General features: G+C 41.8%; 27 protein-coding genes and 1 pseudogene. 10 read left to right on the top strand and 18 right to left on the bottom strand.

The genetic code is table 11. The features are described from left to right. Positions 1-20: 20 nt before the first annotated feature. On the top strand, positions 21-275 hold the full coding sequence (locus R0123_RS02180) for an ogr/Delta-like zinc finger family protein (protein WP_323842933.1): 255 nt from the start codon (positions 21-23) through the stop codon (positions 273-275). Between the two features lie 83 nt (positions 276-358). Here the strand turns inward: R0123_RS02180 and R0123_RS02175 are convergent, their stop codons facing one another. From R0123_RS02175 to R0123_RS02155, 5 genes are all read right to left on the bottom strand, one after another. Beyond that, positions 359-538, bottom strand: a complete 180-nt coding sequence (locus tag R0123_RS02175; protein ID WP_323842932.1) for a hypothetical protein — start codon at positions 536-538, stop codon at positions 359-361. A gap of 144 nt (positions 539-682) precedes the next feature. Continuing rightward, positions 683-1,375, bottom strand: coding sequence for a Bro-N domain-containing protein (locus R0123_RS02170; protein WP_323842931.1), 693 nt, complete (start codon positions 1,373-1,375; stop codon positions 683-685). A gap of 574 nt (positions 1,376-1,949) precedes the next feature. After that, a complete protein-coding gene (locus tag R0123_RS02165; protein ID WP_323842930.1) occupies positions 1,950-2,714 on the bottom strand; it encodes a hypothetical protein in 765 nt (254 codons plus the stop codon). Positions 2,715-3,246: 532 nt separating this feature from the next. Further along, complete coding sequence (locus tag R0123_RS02160) at positions 3,247-3,555, bottom strand: hypothetical protein (RefSeq protein WP_323842929.1); 309 nt, start codon at positions 3,553-3,555, stop codon at positions 3,247-3,249. An 11-nt stretch (positions 3,556-3,566) separates the two neighbouring features. Then, positions 3,567-3,788, bottom strand: a complete 222-nt coding sequence (locus R0123_RS02155; RefSeq protein WP_063513427.1) for a hypothetical protein — start codon at positions 3,786-3,788, stop codon at positions 3,567-3,569. 48 nt (positions 3,789-3,836) lie between these two features. Here R0123_RS02155 and R0123_RS02150 point away from each other — a divergent pair, with 48 nt between their 5' ends. The 3 genes from R0123_RS02150 (at position 3,837) to R0123_RS02140 (ending at position 5,231) form a co-directional block, all read left to right on the top strand. Beyond that, positions 3,837-4,055 carry a helix-turn-helix transcriptional regulator gene (locus tag R0123_RS02150; RefSeq protein WP_323842928.1) on the top strand — a complete coding sequence of 73 codons (219 nt, stop codon included), beginning with the start codon at positions 3,837-3,839 and terminating at the stop codon, positions 4,053-4,055. A gap of 362 nt (positions 4,056-4,417) precedes the next feature. Then, positions 4,418-4,618, top strand: coding sequence for a hypothetical protein (locus tag R0123_RS02145; protein WP_323842927.1), 201 nt, complete (start codon positions 4,418-4,420; stop codon positions 4,616-4,618). Positions 4,619-5,030: 412 nt separating this feature from the next. Continuing rightward, the gene (locus tag R0123_RS02140) at positions 5,031-5,231 is read left to right on the top strand and encodes a ribbon-helix-helix domain-containing protein (protein ID WP_323842926.1); all 201 of its coding nucleotides are present in this window, start codon (positions 5,031-5,033) and stop codon (positions 5,229-5,231) included. A 414-nt stretch (positions 5,232-5,645) separates the two neighbouring features. Here R0123_RS02140 and R0123_RS02135 read toward each other — a convergent pair whose 3' ends face one another. The 6 genes from R0123_RS02135 to R0123_RS02110 are packed head-to-tail and all read right to left on the bottom strand — an operon-like array spanning position 5,646 to position 7,812. Continuing rightward, positions 5,646-5,933: a hypothetical protein gene (locus tag R0123_RS02135; protein ID WP_323842925.1), complete on the bottom strand. Its 288-nt coding sequence runs from the start codon at positions 5,931-5,933 to the stop codon at positions 5,646-5,648. After that, positions 5,930-6,097 (bottom strand): hypothetical protein, encoded by a 168-nt coding sequence (locus R0123_RS02130; RefSeq protein ID WP_323842924.1) that lies wholly within the window; start codon positions 6,095-6,097, stop codon positions 5,930-5,932. The genes R0123_RS02135 and R0123_RS02130 overlap by 4 nt, the downstream gene beginning before the upstream one ends. A 9-nt stretch (positions 6,098-6,106) precedes the next feature. Further along, positions 6,107-7,138: a DUF1376 domain-containing protein gene (locus R0123_RS02125; RefSeq protein WP_323842923.1), complete on the bottom strand. Its 1,032-nt coding sequence runs from the start codon at positions 7,136-7,138 to the stop codon at positions 6,107-6,109. 2 nt (positions 7,139-7,140) lie between these two features. Then, complete coding sequence (locus R0123_RS02120; RefSeq protein ID WP_323842922.1) at positions 7,141-7,383, bottom strand: hypothetical protein; 243 nt, start codon at positions 7,381-7,383, stop codon at positions 7,141-7,143. Further along, positions 7,376-7,597 (bottom strand): helix-turn-helix domain-containing protein, encoded by a 222-nt coding sequence (locus R0123_RS02115; protein WP_323842921.1) that lies wholly within the window; start codon positions 7,595-7,597, stop codon positions 7,376-7,378. Before R0123_RS02115 ends, R0123_RS02120 begins: the two co-directional genes overlap by 8 nt. Next, complete coding sequence (locus tag R0123_RS02110) at positions 7,594-7,812, bottom strand: transcriptional regulator (RefSeq protein WP_323842920.1); 219 nt, start codon at positions 7,810-7,812, stop codon at positions 7,594-7,596. Before R0123_RS02110 ends, R0123_RS02115 begins: the two co-directional genes overlap by 4 nt. 137 nt (positions 7,813-7,949) lie before the next feature. On the opposite strand from R0123_RS02110, the gene R0123_RS02105 reads away from it, so the two are divergent. The 6 genes from R0123_RS02105 (at position 7,950) to R0123_RS02080 (ending at position 10,635) form a co-directional block, all read left to right on the top strand. After that, on the top strand, positions 7,950-8,666 hold the full coding sequence (locus R0123_RS02105) for an XRE family transcriptional regulator (protein ID WP_323842919.1): 717 nt from the start codon (positions 7,950-7,952) through the stop codon (positions 8,664-8,666). A 10-nt stretch (positions 8,667-8,676) separates the two neighbouring features. Further along, on the top strand, positions 8,677-8,985 hold the full coding sequence (locus tag R0123_RS02100; protein WP_323842918.1) for a hypothetical protein: 309 nt from the start codon (positions 8,677-8,679) through the stop codon (positions 8,983-8,985). Beyond that, on the top strand, positions 8,939-9,187 hold the full coding sequence (locus tag R0123_RS02095) for a hypothetical protein (protein WP_323842917.1): 249 nt from the start codon (positions 8,939-8,941) through the stop codon (positions 9,185-9,187). The genes R0123_RS02100 and R0123_RS02095 overlap by 47 nt, the downstream gene beginning before the upstream one ends. A 371-nt stretch (positions 9,188-9,558) precedes the next feature. Continuing rightward, complete coding sequence (locus R0123_RS02090) at positions 9,559-9,723, top strand: hypothetical protein (RefSeq protein WP_323842916.1); 165 nt, start codon at positions 9,559-9,561, stop codon at positions 9,721-9,723. Between the two features lies 1 nt (position 9,724). Beyond that, positions 9,725-10,297: an Nmad5 family putative nucleotide modification protein gene (locus tag R0123_RS02085; RefSeq protein WP_323842915.1), complete on the top strand. Its 573-nt coding sequence runs from the start codon at positions 9,725-9,727 to the stop codon at positions 10,295-10,297. A 68-nt stretch (positions 10,298-10,365) separates the two neighbouring features. Beyond that, positions 10,366-10,635 (top strand): pyocin activator PrtN family protein, encoded by a 270-nt coding sequence (locus tag R0123_RS02080; protein ID WP_323842914.1) that lies wholly within the window; start codon positions 10,366-10,368, stop codon positions 10,633-10,635. Between the two features lie 593 nt (positions 10,636-11,228). On the opposite strand, the gene rpmG is transcribed toward R0123_RS02080, so the two are convergent. The 7 genes and pseudogenes from rpmG to purB form a co-directional block, all read right to left on the bottom strand. Next, complete coding sequence (rpmG, locus tag R0123_RS02075) at positions 11,229-11,384, bottom strand: 50S ribosomal protein L33 (protein ID WP_003659281.1); 156 nt, start codon at positions 11,382-11,384, stop codon at positions 11,229-11,231. Between the two features lie 40 nt (positions 11,385-11,424). Continuing rightward, positions 11,425-11,661, bottom strand: coding sequence for a 50S ribosomal protein L28 (gene rpmB, locus R0123_RS02070; RefSeq protein ID WP_036362158.1), 237 nt, complete (start codon positions 11,659-11,661; stop codon positions 11,425-11,427). Positions 11,662-11,912: 251 nt separating this feature from the next. Then, positions 11,913-12,254, bottom strand: a complete 342-nt coding sequence (locus R0123_RS02065; RefSeq protein ID WP_323842140.1) for a HopJ type III effector protein — start codon at positions 12,252-12,254, stop codon at positions 11,913-11,915. Between the two features lie 105 nt (positions 12,255-12,359). Further along, a pseudogene (gene csrA / locus R0123_RS02060) lies at positions 12,360-12,527 on the bottom strand (carbon storage regulator CsrA); the annotation flags it as partial. Positions 12,528-12,688: 161 nt separating this feature from the next. Next, the gene (locus R0123_RS02055; protein ID WP_323842139.1) at positions 12,689-13,975 is read right to left on the bottom strand and encodes an aspartate kinase; all 1,287 of its coding nucleotides are present in this window, start codon (positions 13,973-13,975) and stop codon (positions 12,689-12,691) included. A 259-nt stretch (positions 13,976-14,234) separates the two neighbouring features. Next, complete coding sequence (gene alaS / locus R0123_RS02050; protein ID WP_323842913.1) at positions 14,235-16,886, bottom strand: alanine--tRNA ligase; 2,652 nt, start codon at positions 16,884-16,886, stop codon at positions 14,235-14,237. Positions 16,887-17,056: 170 nt separating this feature from the next. Beyond that, positions 17,057-18,439, bottom strand: coding sequence for an adenylosuccinate lyase (gene purB, locus R0123_RS02045; RefSeq protein WP_323842912.1), 1,383 nt, complete (start codon positions 18,437-18,439; stop codon positions 17,057-17,059). Positions 18,440-18,484 lie beyond the last annotated feature (45 nt).

The following is an 18,484-nucleotide window of genomic DNA, read 5'->3' as shown; positions in this document are numbered from 1 at the left end:
AAAAACAGGAGCTTAAATCAATGCCTTGGATCTGCCCACATTGCAAACAAAAAACCGTCCGAGTCCGCACCAGCAGAACAGAGCATATACTGCTTCGCCGTCTGTGGGTGCAGTGCCAAAACCTATCTTGTGGCTGGACAGGCACCTATCATTGTGAGTGCGATGGCGAGCTGTCGCCATCTGCCACGCCAGACCCTGCCATCTGCCTGCCCCAAGGCAAACAACCGCCCAGCCAAAACAGCACACCAGATCTGTTTGATGGGGCAGATGAGTAGGCAGGTTAATGATTGGTGCAACACGACAATGTTGCAGTGTTGCTTCATCGGTGACCAAAAGCGAATAAATGTAATTATAAGCCTTATTTTGCACGCTCATTCACCACCTTGATTGCTTTGGCATAGGCTTCGTTAATCTCTTGGCGAGTGGGGCGAAAGTTATCAATGATACGGCGTTGCTCTGGGCTTAATTGCACATTGGGGCGAACGCCTTTGATAAAATTCTGTTGGATTTGTTGCACAGTTTGCGGTGTCAAGGTCATGATTTACTCCTAATTTGGGGTAAAATGGCACTTTATTATAGCCTTACTGATCATAAATGACAACCTTTATCATAATTTGAGCAAACAACCGCCCAGCCAAAACAGCACACCAGATCTGTTTGATGGAGCAGATGAGCAGGCAGGTTAATAATCATACAGCAGTTTGATCAACTGATTGTGCGTCATTGCCACACCATTATGGCGATGGCGAGCGATTTGTTCATCAAGCAAGGGAAAGTGTCTTAATGATTTTAATAAATTGGTATAGTCTTTTAAATGTCTGGCACACGCTTTTAATAATTGGGGAGTGTCTGTTTGGCTGCTCTTAATCATCAAGCCATGCACATAGGCGACCGCCTTTGGTAGGTCGTCCATAGCGATTTCGTCAATATGCTCCACGCCCATGTACTGATGCACCAAAGCATACGCCTCTGGGTGCATGATGCCAAGTTTGACACATAGGGCGGTTACCGCTTGGCGTAGTGGCGTGCGGTCAAAGGCGGTGGTTTTTTGGATTGTCGGTTGTCCAACTTCTTTGTCCAAAATATCAAGCACCCACCCCCGAAACTCCTTGGCAACCTTGGTGCGAGCAAACATAGCGATAAGGTGGCAACCACGCAAGGAGAAAATGCGAATATTGGCATTTTTCATTTTTGGGTTGGGGATAAGGGCGGTCATTGATGAAGTAAATTCATCTGCGTTGCGATTGTAGATAGTTGTAATATTGTCTACACGAGAATAACCCAAAGCATTAGCAAGGTCAGCAGACGATAGCCAAATTTGAGCATCAATTGCAACAGGGGTTAATGAAAGATTTTGGAAAGTTAAGGATTGCATATTCTATACCTCTTTTGGTTGGAATTTAGCCCCTTACGAAAAGGGCGGATAAGATGTTCGTAACACGCCAAAAGTCGTGCGTACATTCTCACGATATGCACCATCTTACCCATAATTCAAGAAGTATAGATAAAAAAATGCCACAGATGTCGCTTGTGGGGAACGCTTTTGGGAAAGGTGTTACGAGCACCATTACAATTATTATAAAATAATTGACTTTTAATGTCAATCGTTTTTTGATTTTTATCGTACCGTCAATTTGACGGTACGGAGTGTTACCTTTTTGAGTGGTTAAATTTACCCTTTTTTCGGAGTACCTAAATTAGGTACTTGGGAAAATTAGGGCGGTTTACGGCTCAAAACCTGCACTTAATCAGGCGGATTTATTCGTGTTGCAAGCAACCTTATTTCATCGCACCGTAAACCATAATCAAAAAGGACTATGCTTTTTTATGCAAAAGCGTATCGGATTAACTTTTTTTAGGCATAAAAAATTCACGCTGACGGGGTGATTACCGTTAAGTGTTAGGCTTTTGAGACCTTGCACATATCATAGCCCAAGCCATATCCTTTGTCAATCCCCCAATTCAATACTTTCATAAAATTCTGTGATGGTGTAGAGTACAGGCTTGTCATTGACGGTTTGGACTTTGACATCAACGATATAAGCCCTATCAAAGATGTTGTGGTCAGCCTCAATAATCATACGGCTTTTAAGTTCTTGGCTATCAAAAGCTACCTTAACCTCTTTTTTGCTGATAAGTTCAATAATGCCTTTATCGCCTTTTTTGTTATCGCCACGAGCTTGTGAAAAGTACAAAACCACCTTATTTTGATAGGCGGATATGGGTTCTTTTAAGCCTTCCATTTCACGCCGTGCGTTGTTTTGAATGGCGTTGGCATCAAGATTGGTTACATTAAAGCTGTTCTCTACATTGCCGTAGACATTGATGGTGTGAATGTTTAAAGTCGCTCCCCTATCTTTGGCAATCGGCTCAACCAATTTTGTGATGTTGGTAAGGCTTGTCATATCAAGGGCGGTATCTGATGGCTTACCTGTCAATCTGTCAAAGGCGTTTTTTAGGTGCGTGGCAAACTCTATCACGCTGTTGGCGTGTTCGGCGAAGGGTAGCAAAGTAGGGGCGGCAGCAACGAGTGTGGCGATGATTGAGCCTGATTTGACTTCTTTGATGTAGAGTTTGAAGTCATCTGATTTGCTGTGATGGTTATATTCTAAAGCGAAACTTGCCATAGACTGCGTAAAGTCTAGTACTTCTATGGGGTGTTGGTTGTTAATGTGAATGATGAGTTCTGATTGTGTTGTTGTTTCAATTTTCATAATCTTGCTCCTTGAAAGAAATAAAAAAAAGCCAACCATTTTTAACATAAATGCTTGACTTTTAGGGTAAGGAGCAGATGATGAAAGTTCTCGTACAACTTGTAATCATTGGTATCTTTATCTTATACAGCTTACCAGCGTATTAAGATAAACGCCTAAGTTAAACCCCAAAAGGGCTTAATATGGCGGAGCGGATAGGAAGCGCCGCTCACTCCTTACATTTATCCCTATATTACCACAAGGATTATCCAATGTCAAAATACAGCAATACCGAATACAGCAAAAGAGCCAAAGCCAATTACCGTGCTAAGCTGATCAAACAAATTAGCCTAACATTTAGTCAAAATGAACAGGCAATTTATGATGATTTGCAAGCCTTGACCGCTCATTATGGCTCAGCCAGTGGGGCAATCAAAGCGGCGATTGTTGCCCACGCCAAGACAATCAAGGGGGGAGTAGCCCACGGATTGCCCCTTGTCAATAAAAAAATCCACACTCTAAGTGAATGCGGACTTTTTGACAAATTGGCTAATTACTGTAACAACTTGGTTAGCAAAAACACCACCACACCGCCTGTCAAAATGGTTGTGATGATTTGTAGGTACGGAAACCACGCCATTTCTTTTTGCATTTTTGCAGTATTGGCTTTCATTTGCTCTACACTGGCTTGGCTTTCGGCAATGCTCTGGCGAATGCTTTCAATGTCCACTTGATTTTTACCAACGCTTTGGCGTGTCATTTCAATGTCGGCTTGGATTTTACTGATGTCTAGCATAAGTTTTACCTTCTCTAAGTTCTCTTTGTCCAAAGCACCTAAGTCAATACGGCTAATATCAACCATAATAGCACCTTTTACGCTGTTTTTGGCTCATAGCGTACCATTCCAAGTGAACTGCCAACCTTTTTGCTGGCATTGGACATATCCACACCGACTGCTTGCCAATCTTGTGCAATACCGCTTGGCTGCACTTCTACATTGGTTGGGCGAATGTAGCGTGGCTCCGCTGATACTGTACTTGGTAATAACATCATTGCTGACATCACGCCCTCCAAAAATGGAGACAGTTTATTCATAATTACGCCTTTAATTAACTTCATAAGTTGTTTACTTAAGTAAACCTTTTGTTTATTATAACTGCAACTATACCCAAATACAACCCCGACCCCACTTACATCAGAGCTTTGCTTGAAAAAGCAGGGCTTTCACAACGCAAAACCGCCCATCTTTTGGGCATATCCAAGCGGGTGATGCGGTATTATTTGGTGCATACCGATGACCCTAATTATCGCCCTATGCCTTACACAGTGCAATTCGCCATTGAGTGCTTAGCTAAACAATAACGGTCATTTGACCGTTTTTTTATGCCCACTTTCCCCAGTGTGTCAAATGGTTTTTAAGGCGATAAAAAAGTCAAACATTTTAAGGAAAATGCTTGACTTTAGTGTAGGTTTAACCTATAATATACACCATCAACACAATGATGTGAAGATGAGCCATAGGGCTTAAACCCTATCAATAGGGAGTACAAAGCAATGAGAACATTTGTCAAAGTGCTAATCATCATTGCCTTGTTGTTACTAAGCACACCAGCTTGGTAATACCAAGAAAAGCCTAAAAGCGGTGCAACGCTCACGGCAGGTTAGGGGGAAACGCCTAGCCACTCCTTATCTTTTATATTAACAAACCCATAGGAAAAAGTCAAATGCCAAAAGTTACCACAAGCCCCAAATCACGCACCCAAATCCAAGCTGATAGCGATGCCAAAAGGGGGATTAAAATCAAAGCCTTTAAGCTGCACTTAGATGACATCGCTATGATTGAACAAGTTGCAGAGCGTTTGGGATTGCCCCAAAACCAGCTCATTGTAGAAGCAGTTAAGGCATATGAAAAGGGGCTAAAATAGCCTACTTTTGTCAATCCCTAATCTTCAAAAATCAGCTCAATCTGTGTAATATTTCAAATGGCGGAATTTCGCCCTTTGTCAAGCCAAAATAAAAAAAGTCAAATATTTTTAGTAAAATACTAATAAATACTTGACTTTTAGTGTATGTAAGGATATAATACAAAAACTTAGCAAGGGTTGCTAAGTTGGGATAGCGGTAACCATCGCTACCGCAAAAAATAAGGAAAAGAACGATGAAAGCACTAGTCAAAGTCATCGTCCTTATTGTCTTACTACTCATTAGCAATAATGCTTGGTAAGCAATAAGCCCACACGATAATTAGCCGTTATCAAGTGGGGTGTTAGGTGGTATTAGCGTACCGCCTAACACATTCCTTACCCATCATCATACCACAACATAGGAATAAGTCAAATGCCAAAAATCGTTGCCAAGCCAAAAACTCGTGCCGAAATCCAAAAAGCCTCTGACGAGCGAAATGGCATCGTCAAAAAGACATTTAGTATGCACAAAGATGATGTAGAGCTTTTAAAGCAATTATCCGATAAGACAGGCATCGCCCAAGCCCGTCTCATCGGACTTGCCCTAAAAGCCCTTGACCCCAAAAATCTCTAACAAAAATCTTTAAATTGTTAAAAACCCTCGCCCCTATCGTCTAGGGGCTTTTAACATCTTCCACGACTTGCACACCTTTCACACCGTTTGATATACACAAAATCTGCGATATAACGCACGCTAGGGCGTTTTTTGTCGTTCACCTGCTACCTTTGCACCTTTCATCAATTCAAACGCCACCTGCGTGCGTAAACCGCCAATCTGCCTACACGATGCCGTGCGGTTGCCCTCGCCGCCTGCGGGGTTTTAATGTCTTGCTTTGATTGCAGGGTGGGATGGGTGCAAGAACAAGGTGAGCTAGGTGGTGTAAAACTCGGTGAAATAAGGGGCTTAGCATGGCAAATACGGCTGATTTTTGGGTATTTGGATCATTGCGGTTGATTGCGATGGCAAAAAGCACCGACAAGCGACCAATCAGGCGAAAAATGGCTCATTGTAGAGAATGCAAGCTGGTGGCGTTTGGTGGTGGTATCGTTGGAATGTGTAGTATTTTAAAAATGTCGCCTTGTCCATGATGAAGCTAAACTCTGGGTTTTCAACATACTGCAAATACACACGGTCTAAGGCGGTGCCTGCAATGATGACATCGTGATGAGCAGCATCGCTTGGTGTCCAGATTTGCCCACGCTTGATGATATGGCGGTGTTTTTGGGGTTTGGCTGGTTTTTTGTTGGTTTTGGGTTTTTGGTTTAGGATTTTCATGATTTTAGCTCCATGATGGTGGTGAATTGGCAGATGAATTCTTCATAGCTGACCTGTATGGGCAGTTTGCCATCAATTTCTACCCAGATTTTGCCGTGTTGGTCTGCTTTGTTGCTGTTGATGACGGCGGTCTGGTCCGTGGTGGGATTGTGATACACTCGCATGATTGCCCCCTAATTGACCATGCCGTGCTTGATGGCAAAGGCTCGGTTTTCAGCCATGATTTTGGCAATATAATCCTTGTAGCTTTCGCCTGTGGGGGTTACTGACCCTGTATCTGCCTTAGTTTTTGCATTGAGAGCAGACGGTAGGCGTTCTTTGGTTAGCCAATTATCAAACATGGCAATCCAAGTCTGCTCGGTGCAGTTGAAATTACGAGATGTGTAAAACAAGCGAAACTTGGCAAAAGCCTCGTCAATATTCATGCCTTTGGCGGTGCAGATGTCTTTTTGTCTTTGACTAAACACAAATGTTGGGTCTGGCGTTGTTGGTATTTTGACCGTAGATGGTCGCTTTGGCGTTGTTTCATCAATTTTTTCAAAATTTGTTTCGTTGGTAGCTAGCTTATTGGTTATTGGTTCTTGGTTATTGGTTATGGCGTTATTTTTAGCGTTATTTTTGTCGTTACCTGCGTTACTGGCGTTACCCACAACCTTATTAAATAGACATAAAATGGTGTCAAAAGTCGCCTTTAAAGGTACGGTAATGCCTTTATTTATCAGGGTTTTAAGCATTTTTTGACGCTGTTTATAACGACGCTGACGCTCGGCGTTGGATAACGGTTTTGCGTTACTTTTTGCGTTACCTGTGCCGTTACCTGCCGTTATTTTTTCGTTACCTGCGTTACTGGCGTTACCTACGATATTGGTGTTGTCGCTGTAATGGGCGAATTTGTAGTTTTTGATTTGGGTGTCCCAGTCGCTGTGGCGATAGGCTTGGCGTTTTTTGTCGTGGCGAAATTTATGCGACAACAAAAAAGCAAGAGCGGTTTTTTCTTCGTCATTGTGGCAACACAGCAGGCGTTCTAATAGGGGCAGGTTGTCGGTGAGTGGCCTGCCTTCTTTTAGGTAGAGCGTCCGCATATCAAAATAGATGGATTTTTCGGTGCGGGTCATGTGGGCGGTGTCTAGCTCCCAATCGCCAAAATGGTGCATGACCTTGTGCATCAAGGTTGTGGGTGTGTGATTTGTTTGGATATTTGACATGATTAGCTCCGAATTTTGACATAACAGGCGGTTTTATCAACGACCTTGCGGTAGCCATAGCGTGCCGAGATTTCGTTGATCAGGCGGTCGGAGCGGACAGCGATTTGACGGCGTCTGATGGCATTGTTACCACAAGAGAACAGCTGATGCAGATAGCCGACTGGGTTGGTCTGGCTGGTCGGTGGGCGATGGCTGTGTGTGATGTGCTGTGTGTGCGTTGTATCTACTGTGAGCGTGCTAAGCATGGCTTGTCTCCTTCTTTTGCAGATGATAGACCTTGTACCTTGCTCCTGTGGGTGAGGTCTGGTAGTAATCTTTGATGTCATATCCCATTTGACGCAGTTCGCTGATGCGTGCTAAAAAGCCCATGATGAAGTATTTTTGTACCGCTTCTTTGTGGGTGATGGGGGCGGTTTTTAGATGGGCGAGCAGGGTGGCACTTTGGCTTTGGGTGTTCATAAGGATTCTAGCTCTTTTAATTTGGGGCAAAGGTCAGCGGCTTTGAATTTACCATTAGTGAGTTTTTCAACTTTTAGGGCGTAAATTTCACGCATACCGTGTCTATTGTTTAACCATCCTGTGACTGTTCCTTGCTTTACACCTACTTTTTTTGCTAATTTGACCTGATTACCAAACTCTGTGATCAATTTGCCAATGGTTGGATTTTTATTCATAAAAATATTTCCTTTTAAATAAAGGAAAATAATAAAGGAAATCCATTTCAAAGTCAAGATATTATAAAAAAATTCCTTTTTGACGAACCAAAGGTAAACCTTTATAATGTAATAATAACCCAAATCTAGGAGCTGCTATGGAGCTTAAAGACCGACTGAAATACGCTCGAAAACAAACAGATTTAACCCAAGCTAATGTTGCCAAAGCGGTAGGTATTACACAGGCAAGTTATAGCGAGCTTGAGCGTGGATTGGTAAAAAGCAGTGGCAAGATTGTAGAAATCGCAAAAGTCTTAAAAGTAAATCCCAGCTGGCTTGCCACAGGCGAAGAAGAGATGAATGCTTCTGTTTTGGTTACTAATATCAGCCCAAACTTTGAGCCTGTCAGCGATTGGGACGGCAGTACGCCCCTAGACGATGACGAGGTGGCGGTGCCGTTTTATAAAGACTTCGGCGTGGCGTGCGGACATGGGGCAGATGGTGTGGCTCTTGAAAACGAATGGCGACGGCTACGCATGAGCCGAGCCACGATAGACCGCATTGGCAGTCATCATGACCAGATTTTTGCCACTCTTGCCGATGGCGACAGTATGAGCCCAACGATTAATGACGGCGATACTATCTGGGTGGATATGTCCAAAGAGACCATCAAAGATGGTAAAATTTTCGTCTTCGAGTATGGCGGGCTGTTCATGTGCAAACGCTTATATCGCCTGCCCAATAACGGTTTGCGTGTGGTCTCGGACAATGCCGATACTTACCCTGATTGGCAGATCACAGGGGAGCAAAGGGAGCAAAACGGCTTTAATCTCATCGGCTGGGTGTGGCATTGGTCGGTGATGGAGCGGTGGTAGGTGTGGTTATATGGCAATATATAAAATATTAAGAATTGCCAGTAAGAATGGTTGGTTGTTAGATATTTTGAGTAATGTCACTAACATTATGGGTCTGGGAGCCACCAAACTTGAGGTAAAAGCCGAGACTTTAGAGGGCGAAGAGTTGTCCCCCATCGATCTTCTTGCAACAAAAATTCTTTACATTGACAATAATTTCTCTTACACTAAAGGTAAATGCGATCATAATGATGTATACCACAAAATTGCCCATGCCTATATAGAGAAGTTGGATGAAATTGAAAAAGTGCAAAGAGCTTATCAAATGGCTGCTAATTAGCGGTTTAGGGGCTGCTATTGTCTGCTACTTATCAATTTCGCACCTTTGTTTAATGGATGTAGCAGATCAAAAGGATTTTGCCAAGGTGATTATTTCTTTGTTTGGGACTTTTTTTGGGTTTTCTTTTTGCCTTGCTGGCGATTATCGCCAGCCTGTCTTCAACCATACTTATCAAAAATATGATGATTACAGGGCATTATGACAATCTTATTTTAAGTAGCAAAATATTAAGCTTATTGCTGTTCTTATCCATCGTTGCGTGTTTAATTTCTTTATTTTATATCAAGTCTTTTTTGTTTGTATCAATCATTGGACTGGTTATAGCAACTTGTATTTTTGCTTGTCGCACAACCTATAAATTTTTTTTGGTTATAGGAAACATCAGGACATGATTATTTAGTTTCAAAAACCAACCACCCCATGGGTGGTTTTTTTATGCTTAAAATTTCTTTTTAAATCAAATGCTTTTGTATTTTTTAATGGTTTTCTTTTAAAATATACCTTTATTTTATTGACAAATAATAAAGGAAATCCTATAATATTCTTATCAATCACAACCGATGGAGTTATATGATGAAAAAATTGTTAGAAAATCTGCTGGGTTATGGTGCCTTGGCCATTTTTATCTATGTCTTGATGCATGGTATGTTTTCGGCATGGGACAAAGAGTATGAGATACAGCAACAAAAAATCGCTGAGTATCGTGCATTATTGGAAAAGACTGGGGTGGATTACTAGCATGGCAAGATTGACTAAAGAAATTAAGCATTTGATGGTTAATGAACTGCTTAAAAATGGTAAATTTGACGATAATATCAAACAAAAAGAATATGACCTTCGGTTGGCTGGTGACGAAATTCATCAGCATATTTTTGGCAAATATCTTGATGATGTCAAAAAACTGCCAAATTTGTTTTTTTACCATTCAAAAGTGCTTAAATTGGAGGGTATTCAATGCTTGGATAATAAGTATTATTTTGATGTTATTCTTTCTGATAATAGAGTGGTTTTGATGCATGGTCCATGTATTGGTAAGGATTTTCACGGCTTAACCAAGGATGATGCAATCATCAAAAAATACCTTGTTGCCAAACAAGCCTATGAAGATGAGCAAAGAAAAAAAAGACAAGCTAAATTTGATGCTGAGACGATGCTATCTGGTATCAATACTTTTAAGCAGCTTTGGAAAGTGTGGCCAGATTCTAGATCGCTTCTTGAAAAATTTGAAAAATCAGACAGACCTAATTATCCGCTGGTGCCACAAAGTATTGTAAATATCAATGCTGCGTTTGGACTGCCTGTGGGAAAATAAAATCATGAACATAACAAACCATGCGGTACGAACTTTAGGCATTATGGGAAAATACTAGGGGGATTAAAATGGCGACGCCAAATCATGACATTGACATCGGCACCATGCTGTTTTTGCGTTATAAAAACCCTGTTGTGCCATTGCTGACAGTCATTGATGACTATATGCCATACATGAAAATTGCAACAGCAAATAAAAAGGCGAGAGCCTGTCAGTTGCCATTTCCTGCATTTCAGACTGGCGGTGGTGCTTATTTTGTTAATGTAGCTGATGTTGCTCGGTGGCTAGAATCGGCCAGAACGGAGGCGAGCAAAGATTGGCAAAATATGCAAAGCTAGGTAATGATGAGATGATGACCATGCAATGATGCATGGTCTTTTTTTTGGTTTAAAATCTGCCAAAAAATTGATGTTTTGATGTGAAAAATTGGTAGTTTAGTGGGTGCTGATTACAGCTTATTTGCAACATTTTAGGATTATATTTTTAAATAATTGATTTTATTGGATTTATTATTTGGTTGTTCCCACCAGCCATAGGGGCAATAATAAGGCGATTTTGTATGGTTTGGTTGCCGATGGTAAGGGGAGTGAGTAGGGGGTGATTGTTCATAAGTAGATGATTTTATTGAGTTTGTTTGTTTTTTTGTGGGGGTGCTTTTAAACTGATGTTCTAATAAATGAACATCTAATAAAAAAGTCAGATGATTAATATTTTCAAATATTTTTTTATAAAAATTTTTATAAAAAAATTGTATGAATTAATCAGCATTTGGGTCATTTGAACTGTAAAAGAATTCATCAAAGTTATTGGCATACCAAACTTTGTTGGTTGTCCGCCACTAAGTTTATGAAGTGGCGGTATTTTGCAAATGATACAATATGTATGAAAAAGACCGCTAAAAGTGCGGTCTTTTTTATTTTTAAAGAGCAACTTATTTGATTTTTGCTTCTTTAAATAAAACATGTTGGCGAATTTTTGGGTCAAATTTTTTGATTTCCATTTTGCCTGGCATGGTGCGTTTGTTTTTGGTGGTGGTGTAGAAATAACCAGTACCAGCAGTAGAAACTAATTTAATTTTATCTCTCATTGTCGTATCCTTAAAAATAGTCTAAGTGGAAAATCTAAAATTAGATTTTTTGACCTTGTGCGCGTAGGTCAGCAAGCACTTTTTCAATGCCGTGCTTATCAATGATGCGCATACCCTTAGATGACACACGAAGGCGTACGAAACGGTTTTCTGATTCTACCCAAAAACGATGGTTGTGTAGATTTGGTAAGAAACGACGACGAGTTTTGTTGTTGGCGTGTGATACATTATTGCCCACTAATGGGCGCTTTCCAGTCACTTGACATACACGAGACATGGTGAACTCCTAATAAAACATGGCACGGATATTGAGCGGTATCGGATGTGCCGTCTGGGCAAGGTGTCATAAATATGGTATGGACAAGACACAAATTTGACCAAACTATCAAGTTGCACCATTCTTTTTTGTTGTTAAAGGCGACAACAATCAAGAAATGGCAGAAAAATTAAAGCCCAAATTATAAATGAAATCTACCAATATTTCAAGTAAATTCTACTGATTTTGAGCGTTTTGTGATAAAAAACCAATCATTTTGGCGTAAGGGCATTTTTTGGTAAGCCAAAACCCTGCCAGCCGTAGTGAATAAAATTACGAATATTGGCATGATCTGTACCATCAGGATTGTTAAGCACAGATTGGTAATGTTCAGCAAATAATTTTAGTGTATCCAACTGATTGAGGCCATGCAATTTAGCAAAGCTAAACACTTTAGCAGAACCTTCATTGGTGCCAGCTGCATTGGTGATCTCTCCATTTTGAAATTCAACTGGTGTATAAGTATAATGACTGTCAATAAAGACAATGATGTCGGCAAAGTTTAATACGCCAGTTTCAATACCATGAAGTAGGGCGGAAATGCTTTTTGTCATAAATTTCCCCTAAAAATCAATGAATTAACGATTGAAGTAATCATCATCATCAAATGATGGCGGTGCAAAATTACCTTGTTCTAGATGGCTCATGTGTGCTTGCATTGAGCGTTCATGCTGAATGCGTTGATAAATTTCTTCACGATGCACAGCAATGTCTTTTGGTGCATTAACACCAAGGCGTACTTGGTTGCCCTTGACGCCAAGTACAGTAACGCTGACTTCATCACCAATCATTAAAGTTTCGCCAACACGGCGAGTTAGGATTAACATAATCGCTCCTTGCACTGATGCATGAAATAATAAAAATACCCAAAAAAATAAAATACCCAAGACATCATTATAAAACGGCTTGGATATTTTGTCAGTAATTTTTAGCGTAAATTATGTAAATTTTTCTTATTAAAAATTTACAATCATTTTAAGTCTATCAATTATAGGCCTGCAACTTTGCTTTCACCATCTTCACGATCAAGACCGAAAGCGGTGTGTAATGACTTGACGGCTTTTTCTAAATGTTGTTCCTGTACAAGCACAGAAACTTTGATTTCTGATGTTGAAATCATTTGTAGGTTAATGTTTTCTGAAGCTAATGTTTCAAACATTTTGCTTGCCACACCTGCGTGTGAACGCATACCTACACCAACAATGGATACTTTAACAACTTTGTCATCGCCAATGATTTGAGTGGCACCAATGTCATCTTTAACCTTCTCATTGAGAATTTTTAGGGCTTTGTTAAAATCGCCACGAGGTACAGTAAAACTAAAATCGGTTACACCATTTTCTGAAATATTTTGAATGATCATGTCCACTTCGATGTTTGCTGCACCAATTGGGCTTAAAATGGCTGAAGCAATACCAGGGCGGTCTGGTACGCCCAGTAGGACAATTTTGGCTTCGTCACGGTTAAAGGCAATGCCTGAAATTACAGCACGCTCCATATCATCTCCTTCATCAGCAGTAATTAGTGTACCAGTATTTTGTTTAAATTCGTCATCAAAAGCACCATCTGCACCCTCATCAAAGCTTGATAGTACACGCAGTGGCACTTTGTACTTACCTGCAAACTCCACTGAGCGAATTTGTAGTACCTTTGAACCCAGTGATGCCATTTCTAGCATTTCTTCAAAAGTAATTTTTGATAGTTTTTTGGCTTTTGAGGTTACTCGTGGGTCGGTAGTGTATACACCGTCCACATCAGTATAAATTTGACATTCGTCTGCACCGATGGCGGCCGCAATTGCCACCCCTGTGGTGTCTGAGCCACCACGACCCAGTGTGGTCAAATCATTGTATTTATTCACACCTTGAAAGCCTGCTACGATAAGAACTTTTCCGTCAGCCAGTTCTTGTTTTAGGTTGTCGGCATCAATGTGTTCAATGCGGGCTTTGGTATGAGTCTCATCTGTTTTTATGGCGACCTGACGACCTGTCATAGACTTGGCATTAATGCCCAAGTCTTTTAGTGCCATCGCAAGCAAAGCGATGGATACTTGTTCACCTGTGGCAACCATTTGGTCGTATTCACGAGGGTCTGGGTCATTGGATATTTCACGAGCTAAGCCAATCAAGCGGTTGGTTTCGCCACTCATTGCTGATACCACAACTACGATTTGATGACCATGATCGTGCCAACGCTTCACGCGTGCGGCGACATTTTTGATACGGCTGGTATTACCCATTGAGGTGCCACCGTATTTTTGTACAATTAACGCCATTATGTTTGCCTTTTGTTCAAAAAAATGCTAGAAAAACCAAAGGTTGTGAATAAAATTTTACAGATTATACCCCAATTTATTGTTAAAATAAACTGATAAATTCATGACAAAAATTTATAAACAGCTTAATGATTTAAGACATTTGTATAACAGATGTATTACAATGATTAATGTTTATATCAACCATTGTTCAGTCTTTATCAAGCTTTTTACGCATGACTGCCTTGTGAACAGTCATGTAATTGTCATGGTGTGGGTATTATAGTTTACCTGCCAAATCATCTTTTAAATCAGCCAACGCCTTATCCAAATTTGCCACATCATTGGCACCGCCTTGGGCAAAGTCGCTCTTGCCACCGCCTTTGCCGTCAAGGGTTTCACAAAGCGATTTGATGATGTCGCCTGCTTTGATTTTGTCGGTCAAATCTTTGCCGACGCTTGCGGTTAGGGCGATTTTGCCGTCATTGACACTCGCCAAGACCGCCACGCCAGTGTGCAGTTTGGATTTGATGTCGTCTGCCAAACTGCGTAAGCCTTTGGCGTCTGTATTGTCCACCTTACTAATGAGTACTGGCACGCCTTTTATGTCAAGGACTTTGTCCATCAACGATTTGGCTTCAAAACTTGATAGTTTTTGGGTCAATTTTTCAATCTGTTTGTCGCTTTCTTTGACTTTGTCGGTCAAGACCAGCACACGCCCCAAGACTTCTTCACGCTTTGCTTTAAATTCTTGGGCAAGGGTGTTCAGCACTTTTTCGCCTGCTTGGATATAACGCAATGCCCCAAGCCCTGTCAAGGCCTCAATACGGCGAACGCCTGATGAGATACCGCTTTCAGAGACGATTTTAAACAGTCCAATGTCGCCTGTTTGTTTGATGTGAATACCGCCACACAGCTCAATAGAAAAGGCACTTTGGTCGGCATTTTTGCCCATTGTGAGTACTCGCACCGTCTCGCCGTATTTTTCGCCAAACAATGCCATCGCCCCTTTGTTTTTGGCATCGTTGATGTTCATATATTCAATCAAAACCGTGTCGTTTTGGGCGATTTTTTCATTGACAATGGTTTCAATGTGGGCAAGCTCATCATCGCTGATTGGTTTGTCATAAGAAAAGTCAAAGCGAAGCAGTTGTGATGACACAAGCGAGCCTTTTTGTGCCACGCCATCGCCCAAAACTTGTTGCAAACTGGCGTGCAGTAGGTGGGTGGCGGAGTGGTTTTTGGCACTGTCAAGACGCACATCGGCTTGTACTTCGGACAGCACACTTTGATTTAAGTCAAGTTGCCCCATTGCCACACGCCCATAATGGACAATGCCTGTGCCTGATTTTTGTGTGTCTTCCACGACAAACACGCCTGTGGCGGTGGTCATTTGCCCCATTTCGCCCACTTGACCGCCACTTTCGGCATAAAAAGGCGTTTGGTCAAGCACCACCACGCCTGTGTCGCCTTCAACCAGCGTGTCCACCGCCTTGCCGTCTGTGAACAGTTGCAGGATTTGCCCATCGGCGTGCAACTTTTCATAGCCCACAAAGGTGCTTGGCTGTTCTACTTTAATCAAACTGGTGTAGTCAAGCCCAAATTTGCCTGCTTCACGGGCCCTTTGACGCTGGGCGTCCATTTCACGCAAAAAGGCGGTCTCGTCAATGTGAATGTCTTTTTCACGCACAATGTCGGCGGTCAAATCATAAGGAAAGCCATAGGTGTCGTACAGTTTAAAGGCAGTTTCGCCAGACAAAGTGTCGCCTTGTTGCAAGTGTTCAAGCTCGCTTGATAGCAGTCGTAAGCCCTGCGATAGGGTTTTGGCAAATTGCTCTTCTTCTTTTAAAATAATGCTTTCAATGTTGGCTTGTTTGGCGATAAGCTGTGGGTAAGCTTGTCCCATCTCGCCTGTCAGTGCAGACACCAGTTTGTAAAAAAATGCCCCATTTGCCCCCAATTTGTTGCCGTGTCGCACCGCTCGGCGGATAATACGGCGTAAGACATAGCCACGCCCTTCGTTGCTTGGCACGACACCGTCAGCGATTAAAAACGCCACCGCACGGATATGGTCGGCAAGTACCTTTAAGGACGGCTCGTTTTGATTGGGTATGCCAATAATGTCGCTTGCCGAGTTCATCAAATTGACAAAAGTGTCAATCTCATAATTGCTATGCACGCCTTGCATAATGGCACTCATTCGTTCAAGCCCCATACCTGTGTCCACGCTTGGGGCAGGCAGTCGCTCCATCGTACCGTCTTTTTGGCGGTTAAACTGCATAAACACACAGTTCCAAATCTCAATAAAGCGGTCGCCATCTTCGTCCGCACTGCCAGGCAGTCCACCCCAAATATGCTCGCCGTGGTCATAAAAAATCTCAGTGCAAGGTCCACAAGGCCCTGTGTCGCCCATCATCCAAAAATTGTCGGACTGATAAGCACCGCCTTTGTTGTCGCCAATACGGATAATGCGGTCAGGCGATAAACCCACCACTTTGTGCCAAATGTCAAAGGCTTCGTCATCGGTGTGATAAATGGTAATGTACAAGCGTTCTTTGGGTAAGCCAAGCCAGTCAGGGGAGGTCAAAAACTCCCACGCCAAAGGAATGGCAGTTTCTTTAAAATAATCGCCAAAACTAAAATTGCCCATCATCTCAAAAAAAGTGTGGTGGCGGGCGGTGTAGCCGACATTGTCAAGGTCGTTGTGCTTGCCCCCTGCACGCACGCATTTTTGGGCGGTAACGGCACGGCGGTAATCACGCTGTTCTAGCCCCAAAAAAGTGTCTTTAAACTGGTTCATACCCGCATTGGTAAACAGCAAAGTGGGGTCGTTGTGTGGCACAAGGCTAGATGACGGCACAGGCGTGTGCTGTTTGCTGGCAAAAAAATCAATAAAGGCTTGGCGTAGCTCGTTGGTGGTCATGGTTTTCATAAAAATCCTTACATTCAAGTTATAAATAAATAGCAATCAAAATAAATAACTATACCATCAAATAATTTGCGTGATAAATAAGCAAGCCATTAAAAATCAATATGCTTTTTATTTATGCTTTTAATTAGTTGGTTTGTCCAGTTATTTATTTTGACAATTTAAAATATTAGTTACTTTAACCACTCCCCAAGCCCTTTCGCCTGCTCACTGGCATTGCCAATGTAGCGTGCAGGGGTCAAATCGCTTAGTCGCTTTTTGTCATCGGCTGGCACTTGCTTTAATTCATCACCACCCACAAAATCCGTCATCATCTGGCGCGTCATCGCTTGCCCACGGGTGAGTGCCTTTAATTTTTCATAAGGTTTTTCAATATTATAGCGTCTCATCACGGTTTGAATGGGTTCGGCAAGCACTTCTTGGGCGTTGTCCAAATCTTCGGCAAGTCTTTGGGTATTTAATTGCAATTTGCCAATGCCTTTTAGGCACGCTTCAAAAGCAATCAAACTTTGTGCCAAACCCACGCCCATATTACGCAAAACGGTACTATCGGTCAAATCTCGTTGCCAGCGACTAATCGGCAATTTTTCGCCCAAATGTGCCAGCACGCTATTTGCCAGACCTAAATTGCCCTCAGAGTTTTCAAAATCAATGGGATTGACTTTGTGGGGCATTGTGGAGCTACCCACTTCGCCGTCTTTCATTTTTTGGGTAAAATAGCCCAAAGAAATATAGCCCCAAATATCACGATTAAAATCAATCAAAATGGTATTAAATCGGCGTAGGGCGTCAAACAATTCTGCCATATAATCGTGTGGTTCAATTTGTGTGGTATAAGGGTTAAAAGTAAGCCCCAAACTTTGCACAAAATCTTGGGCGTTTTTTGCCCAGTCAATATCAGGATATGCCACCAAATGGGCATTATAATTGCCTACCGCCCCATTGATTTTACCCAGTAATTCTACACTATTAAATTGCTTTAATTGACGGTGCAAGCGATAAGCCACATTTGCCAGCTCTTTGCCCATTGTGGTGGGGCTTGCCGTTTGTCCGTGCGTGCGTGATAACATTGGCACATCGCTATATTCGTCTGCCAAGTGTGCAATACGGTCAATAATCGCTTGCATTGATTTTGCCAATATTTCACGGCTGTTTTTGAGCATTAAAGCGTGTGATAAATTGTTAATATCTTCTGATGTACAAGCAAAATGAATAAATTCGCCTGACATTTTTAATTCATCAATATCACTAATTTGTTCTTTTAAAAAATATTCCACCGCTTTGACATCGTGATTGGTGGTGGCTTCAATTTGTTTAATGCGTTCGGCATTGTCTTGTGAAAAATTATCAATAATCGCATTTAATTTGGCATTGGTGTCATCAGAAAACGGCTTGATTTCTGTGATTTGACTATGGTTTGCCAATGCCTGCAACCAGCGGATTTCTACCAATACTCGGGCGTGCATTAAGCCAAATTCAGACAAAAATGGGCGTAGGCTGTCGCATTTGGACGCATAGCGACCGTCAAGGGGGGATAGGGCGGTAAGGCTATTCATTGTGTTTCCTATGTGGTATCGTTGGCATATTATAGCACAATTTAT

Origin of the sequence: Moraxella sp. Pampa, assembly GCF_035181385.1 — a bacterium.
GTDB lineage: Bacteria > Pseudomonadota > Gammaproteobacteria > Pseudomonadales > Moraxellaceae > Moraxella.
This window is presented reverse-complemented; position numbering and strand designations above follow the sequence as displayed.

Excerpts from the sequence above, each read along its gene's own strand:
- R0123_RS02180 (WP_323842933.1), top strand. The coding sequence starts at position 21 with ATGCCTTGGATCTGCCCACATTGCAAACAAAAAACCGTCCGAGTCCGC.
- R0123_RS02175 (WP_323842932.1), bottom strand. The coding sequence starts at position 538 with ATGACCTTGACACCGCAAACTGTGCAACAAATCCAACAGAATTTTATC.
- R0123_RS02160 (WP_323842929.1), bottom strand. The coding sequence starts at position 3,555 with ATGGTTGATATTAGCCGTATTGACTTAGGTGCTTTGGACAAAGAGAAC.
- R0123_RS02125 (WP_323842923.1), bottom strand. The coding sequence starts at position 7,138 with ATGTCAAATATCCAAACAAATCACACACCCACAACCTTGATGCACAAG.
- rpmG (WP_003659281.1), bottom strand. The coding sequence starts at position 11,384 with ATGAGAGATAAAATTAAATTAGTTTCTACTGCTGGTACTGGTTATTTC.
- R0123_RS02100 (WP_323842918.1), top strand. The coding sequence starts at position 8,677 with ATGGCAATATATAAAATATTAAGAATTGCCAGTAAGAATGGTTGGTTG.
- alaS (WP_323842913.1), bottom strand. The coding sequence starts at position 16,886 with ATGAAAACCATGACCACCAACGAGCTACGCCAAGCCTTTATTGATTTT.
- R0123_RS02155 (WP_063513427.1), bottom strand. The coding sequence starts at position 3,788 with ATGAATAAACTGTCTCCATTTTTGGAGGGCGTGATGTCAGCAATGATG.
- R0123_RS02085 (WP_323842915.1), top strand. The coding sequence starts at position 9,725 with ATGGCAAGATTGACTAAAGAAATTAAGCATTTGATGGTTAATGAACTG.
- R0123_RS02145 (WP_323842927.1), top strand. The coding sequence starts at position 4,418 with ATGCCAAAAGTTACCACAAGCCCCAAATCACGCACCCAAATCCAAGCT.
- R0123_RS02140 (WP_323842926.1), top strand. The coding sequence starts at position 5,031 with ATGCCAAAAATCGTTGCCAAGCCAAAAACTCGTGCCGAAATCCAAAAA.
- R0123_RS02120 (WP_323842922.1), bottom strand. The coding sequence starts at position 7,383 with ATGCTTAGCACGCTCACAGTAGATACAACGCACACACAGCACATCACA.
- R0123_RS02095 (WP_323842917.1), top strand. The coding sequence starts at position 8,939 with ATGAAATTGAAAAAGTGCAAAGAGCTTATCAAATGGCTGCTAATTAGC.
- R0123_RS02135 (WP_323842925.1), bottom strand. The coding sequence starts at position 5,933 with ATGAAAATCCTAAACCAAAAACCCAAAACCAACAAAAAACCAGCCAAA.
- rpmB (WP_036362158.1), bottom strand. The coding sequence starts at position 11,661 with ATGTCTCGTGTATGTCAAGTGACTGGAAAGCGCCCATTAGTGGGCAAT.
- R0123_RS02170 (WP_323842931.1), bottom strand. The coding sequence starts at position 1,375 with ATGCAATCCTTAACTTTCCAAAATCTTTCATTAACCCCTGTTGCAATT.
- R0123_RS02130 (WP_323842924.1), bottom strand. The coding sequence starts at position 6,097 with ATGCGAGTGTATCACAATCCCACCACGGACCAGACCGCCGTCATCAAC.
- R0123_RS02065 (WP_323842140.1), bottom strand. The coding sequence starts at position 12,254 with ATGACAAAAAGCATTTCCGCCCTACTTCATGGTATTGAAACTGGCGTA.
- R0123_RS02105 (WP_323842919.1), top strand. The coding sequence starts at position 7,950 with ATGGAGCTTAAAGACCGACTGAAATACGCTCGAAAACAAACAGATTTA.
- R0123_RS02115 (WP_323842921.1), bottom strand. The coding sequence starts at position 7,597 with ATGAACACCCAAAGCCAAAGTGCCACCCTGCTCGCCCATCTAAAAACC.
- R0123_RS02055 (WP_323842139.1), bottom strand. The coding sequence starts at position 13,975 with ATGGCGTTAATTGTACAAAAATACGGTGGCACCTCAATGGGTAATACC.
- R0123_RS02165 (WP_323842930.1), bottom strand. The coding sequence starts at position 2,714 with ATGAAAATTGAAACAACAACACAATCAGAACTCATCATTCACATTAAC.
- R0123_RS02110 (WP_323842920.1), bottom strand. The coding sequence starts at position 7,812 with ATGAATAAAAATCCAACCATTGGCAAATTGATCACAGAGTTTGGTAAT.
- R0123_RS02090 (WP_323842916.1), top strand. The coding sequence starts at position 9,559 with ATGAAAAAATTGTTAGAAAATCTGCTGGGTTATGGTGCCTTGGCCATT.
- R0123_RS02080 (WP_323842914.1), top strand. The coding sequence starts at position 10,366 with ATGGCGACGCCAAATCATGACATTGACATCGGCACCATGCTGTTTTTG.
- purB (WP_323842912.1), bottom strand. The coding sequence starts at position 18,439 with ATGAATAGCCTTACCGCCCTATCCCCCCTTGACGGTCGCTATGCGTCC.